This is a genomic window from Chitinophaga oryzae, assembly GCF_012516375.2.
GTDB classification, from domain to species: domain Bacteria; phylum Bacteroidota; class Bacteroidia; order Chitinophagales; family Chitinophagaceae; genus Chitinophaga; species Chitinophaga oryzae.
The window spans coordinates 5,671,610-5,691,950 of record NZ_CP051204.2 but is presented as its reverse complement, the minus strand read 5'-3'; the positions used below and the strand labels follow the sequence as shown (position 1 = coordinate 5,691,950).

Genomic DNA, 20,341 nt, shown 5'->3' with positions numbered 1-20,341 from the left:
TATGGCGAACATTTTATTACAGGCCTGGGTAGTATCAAAAAAAGGGAACGAATATTTCCTTCCGTATACGCATTGGGTATACCTGAAGGAAATCGTACAATATTATGATAACGTAGGCCTGCTCTCACCGGTAAAACAATATACTGACGGAAGTGATTCCGGGCTGGTCTCTATTGCTGATTTCAATAATGTGACCATACATGAATTGCCTTACTCCGACAGCTATAAATCAGCCATCAAACACTATGGCGCCTATAAAAAGGCTTACCGGGAACTGACGGCCTATGATGTGGTATACCTGCGTTACCCCACACCGTTAGGCTGGCTGAGCAAACGGTACATGAAAGACAAAAAACGGATCGTACATTTTGTCGGAGACCCGATTGATGCTGCCTGGGTAAACCCCAACTTTAAAATGCTGAAAAAACTTACGCTGATATCTTTCTTCCTGCCGGAGCATATGGCCTATATGTGGGCCTGTAAAGGCGCAAAGGTGTTTACCAACGGTTATCATTTGCAGCAGAAGCTGAGTAAATGGAGAATAAATGCAAAGGCCGTTATTTCAACGACATTGAATGAAAAAGATTTCTATGTGGATGAAAGGAGACAGATACCCGCGGAGGGGCTGAAGCTACTGTATGTGGGATATCTGCGAAAGGCAAAAGGCGTGGAAGTAGTGATCCGCGCATTTCAACGGGTGCTGCAACGTTATCCGGACGCCACCCTTACAATAGCAGGGTCCGGTGAATTTGAAAAAGAGTTGAAGGCGATGGCCGCAGCAGCAGGAATGAATGATAAAATAACTTTTCTGGGCCACGTCGATAACCGCGATACGCTTAACATGCTTTTCCGTACCCATCATGTTTTTTGTTTTGCCAGTTTGTCTGAAGGCTCTCCCAGGGTAGTACTGGAAGCTATGGCGAATGGAATTAATGTGCTTAGCACGCCGGTGGGTTCATTGCCATCGGTGTTTAAAGACGGGGTGGATATCACCTATGCAGGGTTCAATGATGACGAGGGCTTTTTCAGGAAGATCTGTTATCTGGTGGAAAATCCTGAGGAAGCACATGCTGTAAGGAACAGAGCGCAGGAAAAAGTAAGAGGGTTTACTATCCAGCATTTTATCAAAAACATTTTTTCCTATGAAAGTTAAGCTGTCTATATTATACGCCTGGCTGGTGCGTACAGCCACTTTATTATTGCCGAATATACCCCTGTTTATGCGTTTCAGGGGGTTTTTATACTCCCTCATGATGAAACGTTGCGGCCGTAATTTCCAGGTAACTTCAACGGCTATCCTGAATTCCCTGTCGGGGCTGGTAGTGGGAAACGATGTCTATATAGCACACAACTGCGTGCTGATAGGGCTGGATATCGAAATTGGCGACAAGGTACTGGTAGGGCCTAATTGTATTATTTCTTCTGCTAACCATACTTTCCAGGACGATGCTTACCGGTTTGGTAAGTCAGAGCCCCGGGCCGCAAAAATAGGAAGCGGCTCCTGGATAGCCGGTAACTGTTCGGTGGTGGGCGGCGGTGTGCTGCCTCCCATGTCTGTATTGGGGGCGGGCTCTGTGCTCAATAAACCATTTACGGAAACACGGGGACTGTATGCAGGCGCGCCTGCTGGGTTTATAAAGAAATTACAATGAGGATTCTATATATACATCAGTATTTTACGATACCCGCCGCTGCAGGCGGCACCAGGTCGTACGACCTGTCGAAGCGTTTTACGCAGGCAGGCCATAAGGTGGTGGTAATTACCAGCAGTTCTTTTTTGAAAAGTATGCGCGAGTTTCCGAAAGGCTGGACGGTAATGGAACATGAAGGGATAGAGCTGCATGTGCTGCATGTGGAATACAGCAATAAAATGAGCTTTTCCAAACGGATAGCTGCCTTTTTGAAATTTCTTGTATTTGCTTCCCTGCGTACTTTCAAGGTCAACGCGGATGTGGTACTGGCTACATCTACTCCTATTACCGTGGCCATTCCTGCCATTACGGCCCGTATTTTTAAACGGAGGCCTTTTATTTTCGAGGTAAGGGATGTGTGGCCGGAAGTGCCGGTAGCGATGGGCATTATCAAAAATAAAATGGTGATACGTTTCCTGGAAGGGTTTGAAAAATATATCTACCGGAAATCAGCACATATAGTCGCTTTATCTGATGATATGAAAGCCTCGGTACAACAGCGCGTAAATATCGCCGATAAAAAGTTGTCCGTTATTACCAATATTTCAGAAACAGAACGTTTTTCAAAGTATGCCCGTTCAGGCGGAATGCTGACAGGGTTGCTGGGATATACCCCGCGTAAAGTGGTGCTGTATGCCGGTACACTGGGAATGGTGAACGGACTGAAATATATGACAGACCTTGCCATCCACAGTTACAAAATAGATCCCTCCATTAAGTTTATCATTTTCGGAGACGGGATGGAGAAAGAGAAGTTAATGCAGTATGCACGGGAGAAGGGAGTGTTAAATGAAAACATCTACTTCTTCGACCCGGTGCCTAAATCGCAGCTGTCACAGTTGTACTTTGAAGCAACGGTAGCTTCTTCTTTTGTGATACCGGTTCCCCAACTGTGGGCTAACTCGGCGAATAAGTTCTTTGATTGCCTGGCTGCCGGCCGTCCGGTGGTCATCAACCATCGCGGCTGGCAGGCTGCCGTAATAGAACAGGAAAACGTCGGCTTTGTACTGAATTACGATATGAAGGATATAGCCGGTGAGGCGGTACGTTTCTGTACATACATAAACGACGACCCGTTGCTGGAACAGCAGCGCGAAAATGCGATGCTGTTAGCAAAAAAATCCTATTCGCTGGACATTGCCGCTGCTCATTACCTGAAAATATTAAATGATGTTGTATCGTAAACTGTTAAAGCCACTGATCGATTTTTTGCTGGCCTTGTCAGCCTTTATCATATTGTTGCCCGTTTTTTTTACGGTAACGCTTATACTCTGGATTTCAAACGGAGGGACGCCCTTTTTTACCCAGCTTCGGCCGGGACTGAACGGGCGCATTTTCCGGCTGATCAAGTTTAAGACGATGAACGATAAAAAAGCGGCGGACGGGACCCTGCTGCCGGATGAACAACGGATGACAAAAATCGGGGGATTGATAAGAAAAACTTCGCTCGATGAAATTCCTCAGTTGCTGAATGTTATAAAGGGAGATATGAGCCTGGTAGGACCAAGGCCGTTGCTGGTAGAATACCTGCACCTGTATAACCAGGAACAGCGGAGAAGGCATGAGGTGAAACCCGGCATCACCGGGTGGGCTCAGGTGAATGGCCGTAATGCGATCAGCTGGGAAAAGAAATTTGAATACGATGTCTGGTATGCAGACCGCCTCTCCCTGCTGTTGGATATAAAGATCATGTGGATGACCGTCGCTAAGGTATTCAAATCGGAAGGCATCAGTCAGACCGGGCACGTTACGGCAGAGCGGTTTACCGGAACGGGCGACCAGCGCCTCCGTACTGCTGAATAAGCGCAAAAATGACCATTGAATTATTGAAAAACCAAAGAATATGAACGAAAAGATATGGTTGTCATCCCCTCATATGGGTGGACAGGAATTGGAATATGTGAAAGAAGCCTTCCAAAGTAACTGGATCGCTCCCTTAGGCCCGAATGTTGATGGATTTGAGAATGATCTGGCAAAGTATACCGGTTCTCCGTTTGCAGCAGCGCTGTCAGCAGGCACAGCTGCATTGCACCTGGCGTTGATTTTGCTGGATGTTAAAAGCGGGGATGAGGTGCTGTGCCAGAGCATGACATTCTCTGCTTCTGCCAACCCGATTGCTTACCAGGGTGCTACCCCGGTTTTTGTGGATAGTGAAAAAGATACCTGGAATATAGATCCGGTGTTACTGGAAGAAGCTATTAAAGACCGCATCGCTAAAGGAAAGAAGCCAAAGGCGATTATCCCGGTGCATCTGTACGGTATGCCCGCGAAGATGGCAGAAATATTGGCCGTTGCCGCAAAATATGAGATCCCGGTAGTGGAAGACGCTGCCGAGGCGCTGGGGTCCCTTTATCAGGGAAAAGCCTGCGGAACACTGGGGGAACTGGGCATCCTCAGTTTTAACGGTAACAAGATTATTACCACCAGTGGCGGCGGCGCACTGATCGGCAGCAACGGAGACCAGATAAAAAAGGCCAGGTTCCTGGCCACACAGGCAAGAGACAATGCACCGCACTATGAACATACGCATATCGGCTTCAACTACCGGATGAGCAATATTTGCGCAGGTATAGGACGGGGGCAGATGCAGGTACTCGATGACCGCGTGGAAAAACGCCGCCGGAATTTTGACTATTATGTAAAAGAACTGGCAGGCGTGCCGGGTATCAGTTTCCTGCAGGAGCCGGAAGGCAGTGTCAGCAACCGCTGGCTCTCCACCATCCTGGTCAATCCAAAGGAGAGCGGCGGGGTAAGCCGTGAAACGATCAGGCTGGCGCTGGAAAAAGAGAATATTGAATCAAGGCCGCTGTGGAAGCCTATGCACATGCAACCTGTTTTCTCCGGTGCTCCTGCATATGTGAATGGGGTTTCCGAAAAACTTTTTGAGGACGGGCTTTGCCTCCCCAGCGGCTCTAACCTGACAATACAGCAACTGGAAAGTATTGTTGCAAATATTAAAAAGCTATGGGACTGAAAATCAATACCGCCCTTCCCCGTAAAAAATGGGGGAAATGCGCACTGGCAGCACTGATGCTGTTGTCAGGCGTGGGGTGTCTTTCATCCGGTGCGCAATTTCTGCCTTTTAAATATAACGACGGCATAGCCGCCAAATATGTAAATAAACAGGATGCAGCTTTCAGAAGCAAGGCTGCAACGTTGGCAGCAGGCGCATTTGATCTCACCGGCGTGTTGCCGGCAGGGTATGTAAAAGACGGCACCGTAGATTACACCAGTTATCTGCAAACAGGAATGGACCAGCATAAAACGGTGGTATTCCCTGATTTTCCCGTGTTGATCAACGATAAGGGACTGACCGTCGGGAGTGGCGCCACTATCATTTTTAAACAGGGTTCCAGGTTATTGTTACAGCCCACTTCAAAGGACACCTATGAAATGTTAAGGGTGCATAATGTGCAAAACGTAAACATCTACTGTCCGGTGCTGGAAGGCGATCGTAAAGGCCACCAGGGAAATACAGGGCAATGGGGAATGGGTATTGCCATCAGGGCTTCAAAAAATGTGAACGTCTATGCGCCGCAGGTCTCCAACTGCTGGGGAGACGGTATTTACATCGGTGGCCTCAAAGGCGTTACCAGCTCCGGTATCAGTATTTACAACGCCTGGCTCAATTATAACAGGCGTAACGGGATGTCCGTTTCTTCAGTGGACGGACTGAAGCTGGTAAGGCCCGTTATCTCCAATACCTATGGCCAGGCGCCGATGTGCGGTATTGATATTGAGCCTAACAACAACACTGATGTGGTCAATAATGTAATGATGGATAGCCCCGTAACCCTGAATAATGCAAAGCATGGTATCAATATCTCATTGTTCAGGCTCATCGGCCCCAGTCCTAAAGACGTGAACGTAACAATCCGCAATCACCAGGACGACGGCTCCGCTGTTGCCTTTGCGATGGGCGGGTTAAAACCGCATTACGACGTGCCGCCTATGGCGGGCACGATAGAGATCATCGATCCGGTATGGAAGAACAACCAGGAGAGAGCTTTCCGAAGCTACAAACCCAACGGGTATGCACCAACGGTGAAGTTTACCAAGGTCTCTGTCTTGAAAACCGACAGGAACGGCCGGGACAAACCGGATGCGGAAAAATTTATGCTGATGAAAAAAACGATCGCCAGCGAAAGTAAAATGAGCATACAAGACTAATCCAACACATACTTTCCCTGCCTTGCCAAGGCCAGGGGAAGTTTTTTTTGCAATGTTAAATTTATAAGAATAGCATTTTTATTTATTTGGTATTCAAATGTTTTATTTATTTGTATAAATTATATGTTTGTTCAGTTTTTAACTAACAAAACAACTTATGAAAACCGTGCGTTTTAAGTGACGTGGTTACTATTATCTTATGAAAAAATTGCTATGTGATTGTCATAGCTGGAATGTTTGCAGGGATTCTTTTTATAGCAGTTTATCAACCCGTCCGTATCTTTCCTGGAAAACCTTGTTGATCGTTTTATGCTTTCTATGGAGTAAAACGGGGCAAGCTCAGGATATCGGCCTGAAAAATCCTTCGCTGGAAGGAGTGCCGGGACAGGGAAAGGTTCCTCCATCCTGGATTACTGCCATGAATACACCTGATATTCAGCCCGGAATTTTTGACATTACCGTACCGCCATCTGACAGAAACACCTACATCGGTTTGCACAGCGGGCCTTTGTGGCCGGAAGCCATTGCACAGGAAATATCCCTCAAAGGGGGCCGCAGTTATACGGTTTCCATGGACCTCGCCTTCACCGCTTTTTATGCCTACAGGGCCTGTTACGGAAATATGGCCATTTATGCAGGGAATGCTCCGGGCGATTCTGCCGAATTGCTCTGGCGCTCGGGCCCGTTTTCGCATACTGACTGGAAACGCTATACGGCTGTATTTAATCCGTCAAAGGATTACAAATACATCTCGTTCTGGGCCGATGCCGCTATTCCCTGTGATAAAAGCGCTTACGGGTCTGTTGTACTGATAGACAACCTGTCTGCCTTCATCAGGGAAGTCCCGCAGGTAGTTATTTCCACCGTCCGTACCTGTAAAGGCGTGGCTACGGGGGAAGCTACTGTAAAACTGGTGAGCAGCTCCGTGGGCAACTGTACCTACAAATGGGAGCCTGGCGGGCAAACCGGCAGCCATGTTGAAGGGCTTGCTGCCGGGCGCTACGAGGTCACTGTCACCGCTCCTAACGGCACCAGCACTAAAGCGCAGGTCATGATCGAGGAAACGGACCTGAAAAATGAAGTGGTTACCCGGCCATCCCTTTGCCATGGTGACAATCAGAACGAGATCACTTTAAACACCACCGGCGGAGTGCCTCCCTATCGCTATTATTTCAATGGTTCCCAGCATCCCGGTTATGCCGGCACATTTAAGGAACTGCGCCCGGGAAACTATACCGTGATCGTAAAAGATGACCATGGCTGCGAGGATAAGTTATCTTCCATACAGGTAAAAGAACCTGAACCGCTGTTGGTGACCGGAGTCGATGTAAAGGCACTGAGCTGCAGCGACACCAGGGATGGCCGCATCACCCTGGAAGTGTCAGGTGGCGTTGTGCCTTATGCATTCAGCCTGCAGCCAGGTACGTGGCAGGACAATAACGAATGGCGCCAGCTGGATGCAGGCCGCTACTATTTCGAAATAAAGGATAAGAACGGATGTCATACCAACGGGAATACGGAAGTGCTGAAAAACGACCGTCCCTGTGCGGTATATGTTCCAACCGCTTTCAGTCCGAATGGCGACGGGCGCAATGACCTTTTCCGTGCAAAAGTGAACGATGCCGTGACCGCATTCAGGCTGACCGTTTATAACCGGTGGGGAGCGGTTGTATTTGACAGCACCAACCCCGAAGCCAGCTGGAACGGAGCACGGGAGCCAAACGGATCTTATGTGTGGGTGATTACCTATACCGATAGTAAAAATCAGGCGCGGAAACAAACAGGGCCGCTGATGTTGATAAGATAACGGTTTTGCCTATAGGGAACGGTTCTTAAACGGGTATTTCTCCAGTACGTTCCGTAGCTTTTTGTTCTTGCTGATCTGGGTGATGGCATGAAGATGCTTCTCATGATGCAGGTCTGTGCCAATATAATCAATCATGTCAAGATCCATCAGTTTTTCGGCCGCCTGCTGAATATGTTTTCCGTAGTAGCCGGTAAGGGAAAGCAGGTTGACCTGAAAAAGGCAGCCCCATTCTTTGAACCGGTGATAGCTGTCGAAATCGCTGTGACAATAATTGTAACGTTCCGGATGCGCCAGGAGCGGGAGGTATCCTTGTGCTTCCAGCTCAAAGATCCAACGGTGCATCTGGGGCGGTGCAGACATAAACGATATTTCCACCAGCAAAAGTTTACCTGTCAGTGTCAGTAAAGGCCGCTGCATCAGCTCTTCGAACTGTTCATCCATATAATACTCCGCTGCATGATGAAACGGGATCGACAGCCCTTTGGCGGCCAGTGCGGCAGATACCTCGCGGTAGGGGCCTGCCATCGTTTGTACGGAGTTGGGGTACCTGTCCATCATCACATGGGGAGTGGTAATGATTTTCCTGATGCCCATGTGATGCAGTTGTTCTATAAAACGGACGGAAGTATCGGTATCCGGCACGCCATCGTCAATACCGGGCAACAGATGGGAGTGAATATCCGTTTCCATGAATGACAGCAGCTGAGTAAGCTGCTCGTTTTCTTTGGTTTTGTTGCGGAATAAAAACATAATAGGTTTCCTCTAAAGAATATGGCAAAAAAAATCACAGAATTATATCATAATCAATGCCACAATTTCTTCCAGAAATTGCCGGTCTGTTTCATCAAAGCCGGAAAGTTGGTCGCTGTCTACATCCAGCACGCCTGCTACTTCTCCTGCTTTCATTAAAGGAACTACAATTTCAGACCTGGAAAGGCTGCTGCAGGCGATATGTCCCGGGAAAGCTTCCACGTCGGGTACAATAAGCGTGGCCGCCTGCGCCCAGCTGGTACCGCAAACACCGCGTCCTTTGCGGATACGGGTGCAGGCTACCGGACCCTGAAAAGGACCGAGCACCAGTTCTTCGCCTTTCACCAGGTAAAATCCTACCCAAAACCAGCCGAATTGTTCTTTCAATGCTGCCGCCACATTGGCCAGGTTGGCCACCAGGTCCGGCTCTCCTTCCAATAGTCCTTTTATCTGCGGAATGAGCGACTGGTATTGTGCGGCTTTATCTCCCTGAATGATCTGTAAGTCTTCTGCCATTTGTTTTTTTGGTAAAGATACAGCACGCAAAGGCGCTAAGCAGCAAAGCAAGGTAAGATTTCGGGTTTTCGTTTTTTTTTACTTTTTTTTGACCATTCTGCTTTCCCGTGGCAGGATTAAATGTCTGAACAGGTATAAGGTGATCATCCCTGCCTTTGCCTGCTTTGCTGCTTAACGCCTTTGCGGGATTTTTTTACTTTTCCCGTTATTATCGTATATTTAAACTGAGGTAACCATTAAGGAGAACAGGGCTCATTATCAGTAATTCGCGATCATTTCAGACAGCTAACAGCTTAATTAAATATCTTTGCCACACTATGAATCAACCTGAAGTAATACTAGTGACTGAATCCGACGAAGCTATTGGTACCATGGAAAAAATGGAGGCGCATCGCAGGGGCCTGTTGCATCGCGCATTTTCGGTATTTATTTTAAATGATGCCGGAGATATCCTGTTGCAACAAAGGGCGCTGGGAAAGTATCATTCTCCCGGCCTGTGGACCAACGCCTGCTGCAGTCACCCGCTTCCCGGCGAAACCACGCCGGCAGCTGCTCACCGCAGGCTGATGGAAGAAATGGGTTTCGACTGCCCGCTGGAGGAGATTTTTTCTTTTACTTACAGGACTTCTTTTGACAACGGCCTTATCGAGCATGAATTCGATCATGTACTGATAGGTACTCACAACGGTGCGATACACCCCGACAGCGCAGAAGTAAATGACTACAGGTATATGTCTGCCAATCAGATCCTGGAACGGATGGAGCAGGAACCGGCAAGCTTCACCAGCTGGTTCCATCTCGCATTACCGAGGGTGCTGCAACATCTGAAGATGTCTGTCACCACTGCAGGTATGTAGCTGCCCTGTACTTTTTTGTTACATCTCATTTGCTGTTAACCGAAGCAAGCCAACTTTTACTGTGCCAACAGGTATGGTGGGCTGTTAACATGCCCGCCCGCCGCCGTTTACCCTGGTTTTTACCTATGCCATTTCATAACCCTTAATAGTTAACTGCTAAATCCTCAGACACATGACAACGATCCAGTTTCCCCGGATCCAGTATCCGTTTCCTTCCCGTTTGAATTCCCATGTGGCGGCTGCCCAGCAACACGTTGAAGACTGGGTGCATCATCATGGTTTACTGTCCACCGACAAGGCGAGGGCCCGCTTTGCCAAAGCCCGTTTCGCCTGGCTGGCAGCCCGCGCCTTCCCTGACGCAGGACTGCACGAACTCTGCATCATTGCCGACTTCAACACCTGGTTGTTTATCCTCGATGATCAGTGCGATGAGGCGGAAGCCGGTAAAAAATCAGGTTTCCTGCGCAGCGTCATGACAGGTTTTATGGACATCTTCCGCCATCCCGATCCCCGTATGCCGGCCAACAACGCGCCGCTGCCGGCTGCGCTCATCAGTATCTGGGAAAGGATGAAAGCCATCAGCACGCCGGCCTGGCAGGAACGCTTTATCCGCAGCATGGAAGATTATTTTAATTCCTGCCTCTGGGAAGCACAGAACCGGGAAAATCGTATAGTCCCCACCGTGGCAGACTACGTACGCATGCGCCCGTACACCGGCGCCCTCCTCGCCGACGTGGAGGCGATAGACATCATCGAGAAAATCTACCTGCCGGCGGAAACACTGCAAAATGCACTGCTCAAACGTATGGTACAGGCCTGCAACAACATCGTATGCTGGTCCAATGACCTGTTTTCTTTTCCCAAAGAACACCAGGCCGGCGACGTGCACAACCTCGTGCTGGTACTACAACACGAACATCAGTGCTCCCTCCAGGAAGCGGTCAATGAAGCCGCCCGGATGCATAACGAGGAGGTGGCCATTTTTGTAGTGCTGGAAAAACTGCTGCCGCTCACAGGCAACGAAAAAGATTATGAACTGCTGCGCTATGTGGCCGTACTGCGCTCCTGGATCACCGGCAACTTCGAATGGAGCACGCACGATACCGGACGCTATAGCGCCATGATGAAAGAATATGTCAACAGTTGAGCTAAAAATATTGGACCGGCAGGCGGCCCCGGGCTTTAGCCCGGGGTACCTTTACGTTTACTGATGTATTTCTCCAGCCGCTTGCCCAGCCACCAGAAAGAAATTGCGAGGATAGAAAAGAACAAGCCCTTGTTGGTCCGGTCCCACAGATATTCGAAATAACGGGTATACAGGTCCAGCAGCAGGAAAATAACGCCGAGGTCCCGCAACAGATCGTCTTTTGTACGGATGCCCAGCAGGAGGGTAAGGATACACTGTACGCTGAACACCACCACCCACCACAACAGATGTACCTGGCGCAGCGCCTGCCATTCCTGCCAGGTGCCGCAATTCCCGAAGATAGAGATCAGCCAGCCGGACAGCAAAAATAACAGCCAGCCGCCACCCCAGGTGATTTCTTTGGCCGGCAGGAAGATCGCCGACCGCTTCATCAGCCAGCCGGCGCCTATTATTATTGCCGCCAGCAAAGCCATACGGCAGGGGAGGTTCATGCCCAGGAAATAAGGACCATCGCTGGTGAGATAATACGTCAGTTTCACATAGGCGGGTATCAGGCAGAGCAGGGTGGCTATCCACAGCAGCCGGGAATGCAATGTCAGCGCCACAGTGGCATAAACTACCGTGGCCAGCAGCCAGAAAAGGCCGTAGTTGCCGCCCAGGTAACCCATACTTTTGCCAAGGTACACTACGGTAACGCCTGTACTCAATATCGGTAACAGCCAGAATAATTCGCGGTTGAAAGAAAAGGCGGGCTGATGCCGGTTACGGCGCCATCCCTGGTAACAAAGAAAGGCCGTCAGCCCGGCAAACAGGAAGGCGATCACGCCATCGGTCAGCGAAAACTTCTTCCGCAGCACCTCTATCCACTTCTCATCCAGCACCAGCGACCCGAACGCCATCAGCGCGCAGGATATGGCGGCGATGAAAATATACAGGGTGATCGTCTGCCAGTCGTTGCTGCGGACGGAGTAGCTCTTCTGCAGCGCCTCCGCCTGTGCGTCCGTGATCAGCTGGTCCTGCTGCCACTGCCGGATTACCCGGTGCAAAAACTGTCCGTCTCTTTTGTCTACTTCCATCATAAGCTTAGCTCGATTTATCGCCTATGTGTACCAGGCGCAGGGTGTTCCGCTTTTTTATCTTCAACCGGAAATGATTGAAGAAAATCAACAGGGGGATCAGGCAAAAACTGATATTCTGGATAGTCGGATTGTCAGGATATATAAAATAAGCGAGGGCAATCGCAGTAAATCCGAAAGTCATCGTCAGGAAACTGTATTTCAACCGCTGGTACAACAGCTCTTTTTCTGTATGAAGGCCCGCCACGGCCAGCCCGGGTTTGCGCTGGAAAATATAATAGCTGATCCAGAACAGCCCCGCCAGGCAACCGGCAAGGTTAAATAAATAGATATACAAAGGCAGCATGAAATGACTGCTCATATGCATCATCGACGCCGTGGAAAAAGGAAAAGTGACAATAAAAAACAGGAAAAAAAGATTGCGGTGAATCAACCCGTCGTCATAGTGCTGTAAAAAACGGCACAAATGCAGGTGCCATTTCCAGAAGGTGCCGATAAACATAAAACTCATCGCGAAGGTGAAAAACTCCATCAGGAACGGATGCAGTACCTGCCGGTAACCGCCTGCCGGCAAATGTTCCGGCATATGCGGCAACTTGATTTCGATGATTAACAGGGTAATGGCAATGGCAAACACAGCATCGCTGAACAACACGGCCCTGTCCAGCTCAAATTCACGGTGAGGGGTTTTAGCTTCCTTGATAACTGACATAGACATAATAAAAACGTATGGCTTTTCGGCAATATACGAAAAGCTGAAGAAAGCCCCTATCCACCGTTTTTTTAATCCGGTAGTTTCGTATATTCGGGGAAGCAGCATCTCTTGTGCGACCGCCTCCGGTCAGAATTATCTATGCGTTGCGGCTTTGTCAACCGCCGGTAGCTGTTTTACAACCTTTTCTTTTTTCATTTGTTAGGTATTTATCAATCATCATATACTTTCAATGTTATAAGTATGCGTTGTACCCTTATATTGATTTCTACACTTTTTTTGTCAGGATTAAATACCACTTACGGGCAGATGGATACAACCAGGGGAAACTTCGCCTTCAACCTGGCCGATTGTATACAATACGGGATCGCGCATCATCACGATATGGTCAATGCCAACCTGGACGTGGATTTTTCAAGGGAACAGGTAAAGGAAGCTACCGCCAAGCTGCTGCCCCATGCGGATATCAATGCCAACTTCACCGACAATATGAAACTGGCTACCTCCCTGATCCCCGACATCGCCAGCGGCAACTATGACCGGAAAATACCGGTGCAATTCGGTACCCGCTTCTCTTCCAACGCCACCGGGCAGGTCAACCAGACCATCTTTCAGAGCGATTATTTCCTCGGACTGAAAGCCTCCCGCGTATACCGCGGACTGGCCACCAAAAACCTGACCCGCACGGAGATAGATACCAAAGTGGCCATCATCAAAGCCTACTACGCGGTACTCACCAACCAGGAAAATATCCGCCTCTCCAAAGCTAATCTCGACCAGCTCCGCAAAACCCTCTCCGATACCAAAGCCCGCTATGATGCCGGCGTGTCCGAAAGGGTAGACGTGGACCGGATACAGGTGTCCTATAATAATGGGGTGACCCAGATCGAAAACCAGGTCCGCGAACTCGTATATACGATGCAGTTACTCAAGTTCCAGATGGGCATGCCCCAGGAAAGTAACCTCGAACTCCGCGAAACCGTACAGGACCTCAATGTGGAAGCGTTTTCCACCGATACGCTCAGCTATAAAGTGGAAGACCGCGTGGAATACAGCATCCAGAACACCCAGATCACCCTTAATGAACTGAACCTGAAAAGCAAGAAGATGGCTTATCTGCCCCAGCTGAACTTTTTCGTCAACTATGGGGTCAACTGGTTTTCCACCAAGTTCGGAGACCTGTATAAGCAGGGTTTCGGCGCCTCCGCGCTGGGACTCAACTTGTCATGGTCTATTTTTACCGGTACCGAAAGACTCCACCAGATCAGGCAGCTGGACATTACCCTGAAAAAATCACAAAATGATCTCGACTTCCTGTCACAGCAGATAAAACTGGAGGTGAAGAGCGCCAATACCTCCTACGAAAGCAACAAAGCCACCTTCGTTACTCAGAAGACGAATATGACACTAACGCAGGGCATATACGACAGGATCGTCATGAAGTTCGAGCAGGGCGTGGCCACCAGCCTGGACGTGATCTCAGCGGAAAGCCAGCTTACCCAGGCCCGTACAGACTACGTCAACGCCATGCTGGCCACCCTGATCAGTAAAACCGATCTGGACAAAGCCATGGGCAGAATCAAATAATATCACAGCAAATACAACAATTATTAATTTTTTCTCCATATGTACCTGAAATCAAATTGGATCATAATTCTGGTTGCGCTGCTGGGCACCGCCTGCGGTGGTGGAAAAAAACAACAGCAACAGGCAGCCATGATGGGCATGATGAAGGCAACTGTCGTAGCACAGGAAGTAGTGCCGGCTTCCTATACCGTGCACACCCAGTTCCCGGCTACACTGACAGCGCACGATGAAGTGGCTATCCGCTCCGATGTGACCGGCTACCTCTCCGCCATCAAAGTGAAAGACGGCAGTATGGTGAAAAAAGGACAGCCGTTGTACGAGATCGACAAAAGCCGCTATGTGGCCGCCTATGGACAGGTAGCCGCCACCCAGCAACAGGCGGAAGCGGACCTCGCCCAGAAAGAAAAAGATTACGAGCGATATAAAACCCTGCTGGAGCATGACGCCATCTCCAAACAGACCGTCGACCAGGCATATACCGCCGTGATGACATCCAAAGCCAACCTGGCCGCTGCCAAGGCAGCCGTAGCCCGCGCCGGCACCGATGTCAACCACGCGATCATACGCGCCCCGGTCAGCGGCAGCATCGGCATCGTACAGATCAAAGTCGGCGATATCGTCAACGCCGGCCAAACGCTGATCAACACCCTGGTGAACGAACATCCCATCTTCGCCGACTTCGACGTGCCGCAGGCCAGCATTCCGCAGTTCTACCGCATCCAGAAAGGGCAGGGCGATGAAAAATTCTTCCTGAAATTCACCAGCGGCGAAACCTATGGTGAACAGGGAAAAATACAGGCCATCAACAATATTGTAGACCCGCAGACCGGTACCATCCGGGTGCGGCTGGTGTTCGAAAACAAAGACGGCCAGCTTAAATCAGGCATGAGCGGCGTAGTGGTCATGCAGTACGCAACACCGGCCACACAGGTGGCCATCCCCGCCAAGGCCATCGTACAGAACCTCTCCGAAACTTCCGTGATGACCCTCACGAAAGACAATGTGGTGAAACCCGTACATATCACGCCGGGCCCCGTTACCGACACCATGCTGATCGTGGAAGACGGCCTCAAAGCAGGCGACAGGATCATCGTGGAAGGCCTGCAGAAAGTAAGGCCGGGAGATACCGTGAACGTGGCCGGCCCCGGTACGCCCGCAGCACCGCCGGCAGGCAAACATTAATTCCTTAAATCACCATCACAGTATGATTTCAAAAACTTTTATTGAGCGCAAGAATACTACGATAGTTATATCCATCATCCTGGTGATTGTAGGGTTGATCTGTATGTTTAACCTGCCTATTGCCCAGCTGCCGGATATTGCGCCCCCCGTAACGGATGTAAGGGCCAACTACGTGGGCGCCAACTCCACCACCGTGGAAGAAACAGTGACCACGCCCATCGAAAACCAGGTGAACGGTACGCCCGGCGCCATGTACATACAGTCGGTAAGCGCCAACGACGGTTCCATGAGTATTACCGTCACCTTTAACCTGGGCACCGATCCGGACATCGCCACCCTCGACGTGCAGAACAGGGTGAGCCTCGCCCTCCCCAGTACGCCGGACGAAGTAAGACGTGTAGGGGTAACCGTTAAAAAACGGTCCAACGACATGTTGATGGTGATCGGGCTCAACTCGCCCAAAGGGCAGCACACCCGCGAATTCCTCGACAACTATATCAATATCTATCTCAAACCTGAACTGGCCCGTATCGAAGGGGTAGGAGACGTAAACGCCTTCTCGCAGGACTACAGTATGCGCATATGGCTCAACCCCGATAAGATGGCAGCGCTCAACCTGACCGCCGCTGACATCGCGCGGGCGGTGACCGAACAGAACCAGCAGGTGCCGGCGGGCAGTATCGGAGCGCCTCCCATGTCGCGCACGCAGGCTTTTGAGTATACGGTCAGCGTAAAAGGCCGTCTGGCTACTTCTGAAGAATTCGGTAATGTAGTGGTCGCTAAAAATCCCAACGGCGGCCTCATTCGCCTCCGCGATGTGGCCCGCATCAACCTCGGCTCCTTTACCTACGCCATCGATGCGAAAGCCGACGGTAAAACCGGTAGCGGTCTGGCCATTTACCTGGCGCCGGGCGCTAACGCCCTCGACGTGAACGACCGGGTGATCGCCAAGATGGAAGAACTGGCCAAATCTTTTCCGGAAGACGTGAACTGGCTGATTCCTTTTGAAACGACCTCCTTCGTAAAAATATCCATCAACGAGGTGTTCCACACTTTCCTGGAAGCACTCGCCCTGGTGGTGATCGTGGTGTTCATCTTCCTGCAGAACTGGCGGGCGACCATCATCCCGATATTGGTCATCCCCATCTCGCTGATCGGTACCTTTATATTCTTCCAGCTGCTGGGGTTCTCTATCAACACCCTGACCCTCTTCGGTTTCGTGCTGGCCATCGGTATCGTGGTGGACGACGCCATCGTGGTGGTGGAGGCGGTCCAGCATCATATCGACGCAGACCTGATGTCGCCGCGGGAAGCCACTTTCAAAGCTATGTCGGAAGTACAGGCGCCGGTAATTGCCATTGCGCTGATCCTCGCGGCAGTGTTTGTGCCCGTAGCGTTTATCCCCGGCGTAAGCGGGCGGTTGTACCAGCAGTTTGCACTCACCATCGCTTTTTCGGTGTTGCTCTCCGCTTTCCTGGCGTTGACGCTCACCCCGGCGCTGACAGCCATCCTGCTAAGGCCTGCCCATCTTACCAAAAAATCACACGGGCTGAATAAGTTCTTCTATAAATTCAACGAATGGTTTACCCGTGTCACCAACCGCTACGGCAACATGGTGATGCGTTCCATCCGCTTTACGCCGGTGGTGCTCATCCTGCTGGGCGTGCTGTTCGCCGTTGCTTTTTATCTTTTTAAGAAGACACCTACCACCTTTGTGCCCCAGGAAGACATGGGGGCCCTCTTCATAGCACTGGAGCTGCCGGAAGCGGCATCTACCGAACGCACCAAGGAAGTGGTGGATGAAATCGGCCATATCCTCAGCGCCGACAGCGCCGTGAACCACTTCTTCGGCATCACCGGGATGAACTTCGTGGCCAATGCGGTGAAACCCAACTCGGGTACCTTCTTCGTGAGCCTCAAACCCTGGGATGAGCGCTATGCGCACGGAGACGATATCGGCAAGGTGCTGGGCCGTATCCAGGGCGCCGCCTCGCGTATTATCGGCGCCACCATCATTGCCATCCCGGCGCCCACCCTGCGCGGTATGGGTACGTCGGGCGGCTTCTCGTTTATCCTCGAACAAAAAAGCAACCCGGATATTAAACAGTTCATGCAGGTAATGGGGCAGTTCCTGATGGAGGCCAACCAGCGGCCGGAAATAGCCCGCGCCTACGCCTTCTTCAGCGCCAACACGCCGCAGTTCAACGTAGAAGTGGACAGGGACAAGTGTAAACAGCTGGGCGTGGCCGTCAGCGATGTGTTCAACGCTTTGCAGACTTTCCTCGGCGGCCTGTACGTCAACGACTTCACGCGGTTCAGCCGCAGCTTCCGCGTGGTGATGCAGGCAGACTCGTTATATCGTACCAGCATCGACAACCTCGCTACCTACTACGTACGCAATAACCTGGGGCAGATGGTGCCGCTCAGCGCGCTCATCACCACCCAGAAAGGCGCAGGCGCCCCGGTAATCAATCACTTTAACCTGTACCGCTCTGTAGAGATAGACGGTGACAGCCAGGTGGGCTACAGCAGCGGCGACGCCATCAAGGCGCTGCAGGAAGTAGCCGCCAAAGTGCTGCCGGAGAACTTCGGCTATGAATGGGCGAACGTGTCCCTGCAGGAAATAAAAGCAGGTAACAGCAGCGTGCTGATCTTTATGTTGTCTATACTGTTTGTGTTCCTGCTGCTCACCGCGCTGTACGAAAGCTGGTCTGTACCTTTCTCCGTGCTGCTGGCGGTACCCGTGGCCTTGTTTGGCTCCATTGTAGCGCTGGCGCTCACCAAACAGGCCAACAGCGTATACTCCCAGATTGGTCTCATTACCCTGATCGGGCTGGCCGCTAAAAACGCCATCCTGATCGTGGAATTCTGTAAAGAGCGTGTAGACAGAGGCATGCCATTGATGGAAGCCACGCTGGAAGCGGTGAAACTGCGTTTCAGGCCTATCCTCATGACGTCCTTCGCCTTCATCCTCGGCGTGGTGCCGCTGTGCCTGGCGCAGGGCGCCGGTGCGGCTTCCCGTGTTAATATAGGCTATACCGTTATTGGCGGTATGCTGGCAGCCACCGTGCTGGGGGTATTTACCGTTCCGGTATTGTATGTGCTTATCACCAAACTGGCCTACGGTAAAAAGAAACTGGCAGAGCTGGAAGCACACGGCAACGAAGAGAAGAAACCCAAAGGGCTGGGCGAATAGTTTTATTTTTAGTCATGAAAAATACGGAACGATTCAGCAACAAAGTAGACAACTATGTAAAGTACCGGCCGCATTACCCGGTTGCCATCATACCATACCTGGCTGCTGAAGCGGGGCTTACCCATCAGTCCGTAATAGCCGATATAGGCTCCGGTACCGGTATTTCTACAACCCCTTTCCTGGACAACGGTAATATCGTTTACGCCGTGGAGCCTAATAAAGAAATGCGGGAGGCTGCGGAGAAACTGCTGCTGAGGTATCCTAACTTCCGGAGCGTAACGGGAACGGCAGAACGTACCACCCTGCCGGATGACTCCGTAGATCTGATCATTGCCGGCCAGGCGTTTCACTGGTTTGACCAGGAAGCTGCCGGCGAAGAATTCAGACGTATCGCAAAACAAAATGCCTATGTTGTACTAATGTGGAACATCCGGCAAACGAATACTCCCTTTGAACAGGCCTACGAGGACCTGTTGCATCGCCACGGCATAGACTATAAAGACATGAAACACCGGAATATAAGTCCGGCACAGCTGGGCATCCTTTTTGCACAAGGGTCCTTCCGGGAGAAAACTTTCCAGAATGTGCAGCGTTTTGATTTTCCTGCGCTGAAAGGGCGGTTAACCTCTTCGTCATATATGCCGGATAAGACAAATCCCGGCTATGCGGCCATGGTAAAGGACCTGGAGGATATTTTTGAAAAGTACCAGGAAAACGGCATGGTCCTGTTCCGGTATGAAACAAAATTATACACAGGCTTAATAGCGGACACACGCTGAATGTAAAATTGTTTTCTATCTTTGCTACCGTCGGATAGAATAAAAAAATATTGAATAAACCTTTAATAACCTGCTGAACACAGGTCTTTTTATATGCCATATCTTATACGGAGCAACATCCCATGTTTGCTTCCATGCCTGGTAATGAAAACACCTGAACGCATACACTATTATTAATCAGAACAATATGGGTTTTTGGGATAAAATAAAGATGGACCTGTCATGGTATAACGTTAGAAACGGTGTACCTACCGTACCTCGTGGCGGGAAAGGAAAGTTGTTGCTGCTCATCGTCCAGCGAGCATTAAAAAGCGAGGCCTTTCATGCGGTGCTCTTATTCAGATTATGCAGCTACTTTCATAGCAAGCGGATAAAAATACTGACCTTTTATTATTCGAACCGGCTCAGGCGGCGCTATGGTTCTACCCTGGCCCATACTGCGGATATCGCCGGAGGGCTCCGTTTACCGCATCCCTACGGAGTGATCATCGGAGGCCATGTTAAAATAGGCGCTATGACCACTATCGGGCAACATGTGACCCTGGGCGGAAATTTCGGAAAAACGAAAGGTAACAGGACCACGCCGGTCATCGGCAGCTGGTGTTTCATTTGTGCCGGCACAGTGATCGCAGGCCCGGTCTCTGTGGGCGATGATGTGATCATCGGCGCTAACTCCACCGTGAGCAAAGATGTGCCGGACCACGTAATTGGCAGCGGTAATCCGTTTGTGATAGGTAAAGAGAAGGAGCCGGGAACGGCAGTGGAACGGAACAAAATTCTGTATGCAAAATTTTATGGTTACCCGGACGACGTGGTGAACAATATCGGTTTTAAGTAAAATCCAGTACAGCCATAATTAAAAAAGCGAAGA

18 protein-coding genes are annotated in these 20,341 nt (G+C 50.4%); 14 read left to right on the top strand and 4 right to left on the bottom strand.

Annotated elements, in window-relative coordinates; translation table 11 throughout:
- Position 1 precedes the first annotated feature (1 nt).
- The 7 genes from HF324_RS22410 to HF324_RS22380 all read left to right on the top strand — a co-directional run bounded on the left by HF324_RS22410 (position 2) and on the right by HF324_RS22380 (position 7,668).
- Positions 2 to 1,153, top strand: coding sequence for a glycosyltransferase family 4 protein (locus tag HF324_RS22410; RefSeq protein ID WP_168860876.1), 1,152 nt, complete (start codon positions 2 to 4; stop codon positions 1,151 to 1,153).
- Positions 1,143 to 1,652, top strand: coding sequence for an acyltransferase (locus HF324_RS22405; RefSeq protein WP_168804623.1), 510 nt, complete (start codon positions 1,143 to 1,145; stop codon positions 1,650 to 1,652). The genes HF324_RS22410 and HF324_RS22405 overlap by 11 nt, the downstream gene beginning before the upstream one ends.
- A complete protein-coding gene (locus HF324_RS22400; protein WP_168860875.1) occupies positions 1,649 to 2,875 on the top strand; it encodes a glycosyltransferase family 4 protein in 1,227 nt (408 codons plus the stop codon). The genes HF324_RS22405 and HF324_RS22400 overlap by 4 nt, the downstream gene beginning before the upstream one ends.
- On the top strand, positions 2,859 to 3,494 hold the full coding sequence (locus HF324_RS22395) for a sugar transferase (RefSeq protein WP_309475628.1): 636 nt from the start codon (positions 2,859 to 2,861) through the stop codon (positions 3,492 to 3,494). Before HF324_RS22400 ends, HF324_RS22395 begins: the two co-directional genes overlap by 17 nt.
- Before the next feature lie 40 nt (positions 3,495 to 3,534).
- Positions 3,535 to 4,665, top strand: coding sequence for a DegT/DnrJ/EryC1/StrS family aminotransferase (locus tag HF324_RS22390; RefSeq protein ID WP_168804621.1), 1,131 nt, complete (start codon positions 3,535 to 3,537; stop codon positions 4,663 to 4,665).
- Positions 4,656 to 5,861: a right-handed parallel beta-helix repeat-containing protein gene (locus tag HF324_RS22385; RefSeq protein ID WP_168804620.1), complete on the top strand. Its 1,206-nt coding sequence runs from the start codon at positions 4,656 to 4,658 to the stop codon at positions 5,859 to 5,861. The genes HF324_RS22390 and HF324_RS22385 overlap by 10 nt, the downstream gene beginning before the upstream one ends.
- 418 nt (positions 5,862 to 6,279) lie before the next feature.
- Positions 6,280 to 7,668 (top strand): T9SS type B sorting domain-containing protein, encoded by a 1,389-nt coding sequence (locus HF324_RS22380; RefSeq protein ID WP_168804619.1) that lies wholly within the window; start codon positions 6,280 to 6,282, stop codon positions 7,666 to 7,668.
- A 9-nt stretch (positions 7,669 to 7,677) separates the two neighbouring features.
- Here the strand turns inward: HF324_RS22380 and HF324_RS22375 are convergent, their stop codons facing one another.
- Both HF324_RS22375 and msrC read right to left on the bottom strand, forming a co-directional pair.
- Complete coding sequence (locus HF324_RS22375) at positions 7,678 to 8,418, bottom strand: tyrosine-protein phosphatase (protein WP_168804618.1); 741 nt, start codon at positions 8,416 to 8,418, stop codon at positions 7,678 to 7,680.
- Positions 8,419 to 8,460: 42 nt separating this feature from the next.
- On the bottom strand, positions 8,461 to 8,934 hold the full coding sequence (gene msrC / locus HF324_RS22370) for a free L-methionine (R)-S-oxide reductase MsrC (protein ID WP_168804617.1): 474 nt from the start codon (positions 8,932 to 8,934) through the stop codon (positions 8,461 to 8,463).
- Between the two features lie 317 nt (positions 8,935 to 9,251).
- Here msrC and idi point away from each other — a divergent pair, with 317 nt between their 5' ends.
- The gene (idi, locus tag HF324_RS22365) at positions 9,252 to 9,791 is read left to right on the top strand and encodes an isopentenyl-diphosphate Delta-isomerase (protein WP_168860874.1); all 540 of its coding nucleotides are present in this window, start codon (positions 9,252 to 9,254) and stop codon (positions 9,789 to 9,791) included.
- Positions 9,792 to 9,963: 172 nt separating this feature from the next.
- Positions 9,964 to 10,938, top strand: a complete 975-nt coding sequence (locus HF324_RS22360; RefSeq protein WP_168860873.1) for a terpene synthase family protein — start codon at positions 9,964 to 9,966, stop codon at positions 10,936 to 10,938.
- Positions 10,939 to 10,973: 35 nt separating this feature from the next.
- On the opposite strand, the gene HF324_RS22355 is transcribed toward HF324_RS22360, so the two are convergent.
- Complete coding sequence (locus HF324_RS22355) at positions 10,974 to 12,017, bottom strand: hypothetical protein (protein WP_168804614.1); 1,044 nt, start codon at positions 12,015 to 12,017, stop codon at positions 10,974 to 10,976.
- A gap of 4 nt (positions 12,018 to 12,021) precedes the next feature.
- Positions 12,022 to 12,732, bottom strand: a complete 711-nt coding sequence (locus HF324_RS22350; protein ID WP_168804613.1) for a TMEM175 family protein — start codon at positions 12,730 to 12,732, stop codon at positions 12,022 to 12,024.
- A gap of 303 nt (positions 12,733 to 13,035) precedes the next feature.
- On the opposite strand from HF324_RS22350, the gene HF324_RS22345 reads away from it, so the two are divergent.
- The 5 genes from HF324_RS22345 (at position 13,036) to HF324_RS22325 (ending at position 20,308) form a co-directional block, all read left to right on the top strand.
- On the top strand, positions 13,036 to 14,313 hold the full coding sequence (locus HF324_RS22345; protein ID WP_168804612.1) for a TolC family protein: 1,278 nt from the start codon (positions 13,036 to 13,038) through the stop codon (positions 14,311 to 14,313).
- 39 nt (positions 14,314 to 14,352) lie between these two features.
- The gene (locus tag HF324_RS22340) at positions 14,353 to 15,495 is read left to right on the top strand and encodes an efflux RND transporter periplasmic adaptor subunit (RefSeq protein ID WP_168860872.1); all 1,143 of its coding nucleotides are present in this window, start codon (positions 14,353 to 14,355) and stop codon (positions 15,493 to 15,495) included.
- 22 nt (positions 15,496 to 15,517) lie between these two features.
- Positions 15,518 to 18,691, top strand: coding sequence for an efflux RND transporter permease subunit (locus tag HF324_RS22335; protein WP_168804610.1), 3,174 nt, complete (start codon positions 15,518 to 15,520; stop codon positions 18,689 to 18,691).
- Positions 18,692 to 18,705: 14 nt separating this feature from the next.
- Complete coding sequence (locus HF324_RS22330) at positions 18,706 to 19,470, top strand: class I SAM-dependent methyltransferase (RefSeq protein ID WP_168860871.1); 765 nt, start codon at positions 18,706 to 18,708, stop codon at positions 19,468 to 19,470.
- A 187-nt stretch (positions 19,471 to 19,657) separates the two neighbouring features.
- Positions 19,658 to 20,308, top strand: coding sequence for a serine O-acetyltransferase (locus HF324_RS22325; RefSeq protein ID WP_168804608.1), 651 nt, complete (start codon positions 19,658 to 19,660; stop codon positions 20,306 to 20,308).
- Positions 20,309 to 20,341: the final 33 nt, after the last annotated feature.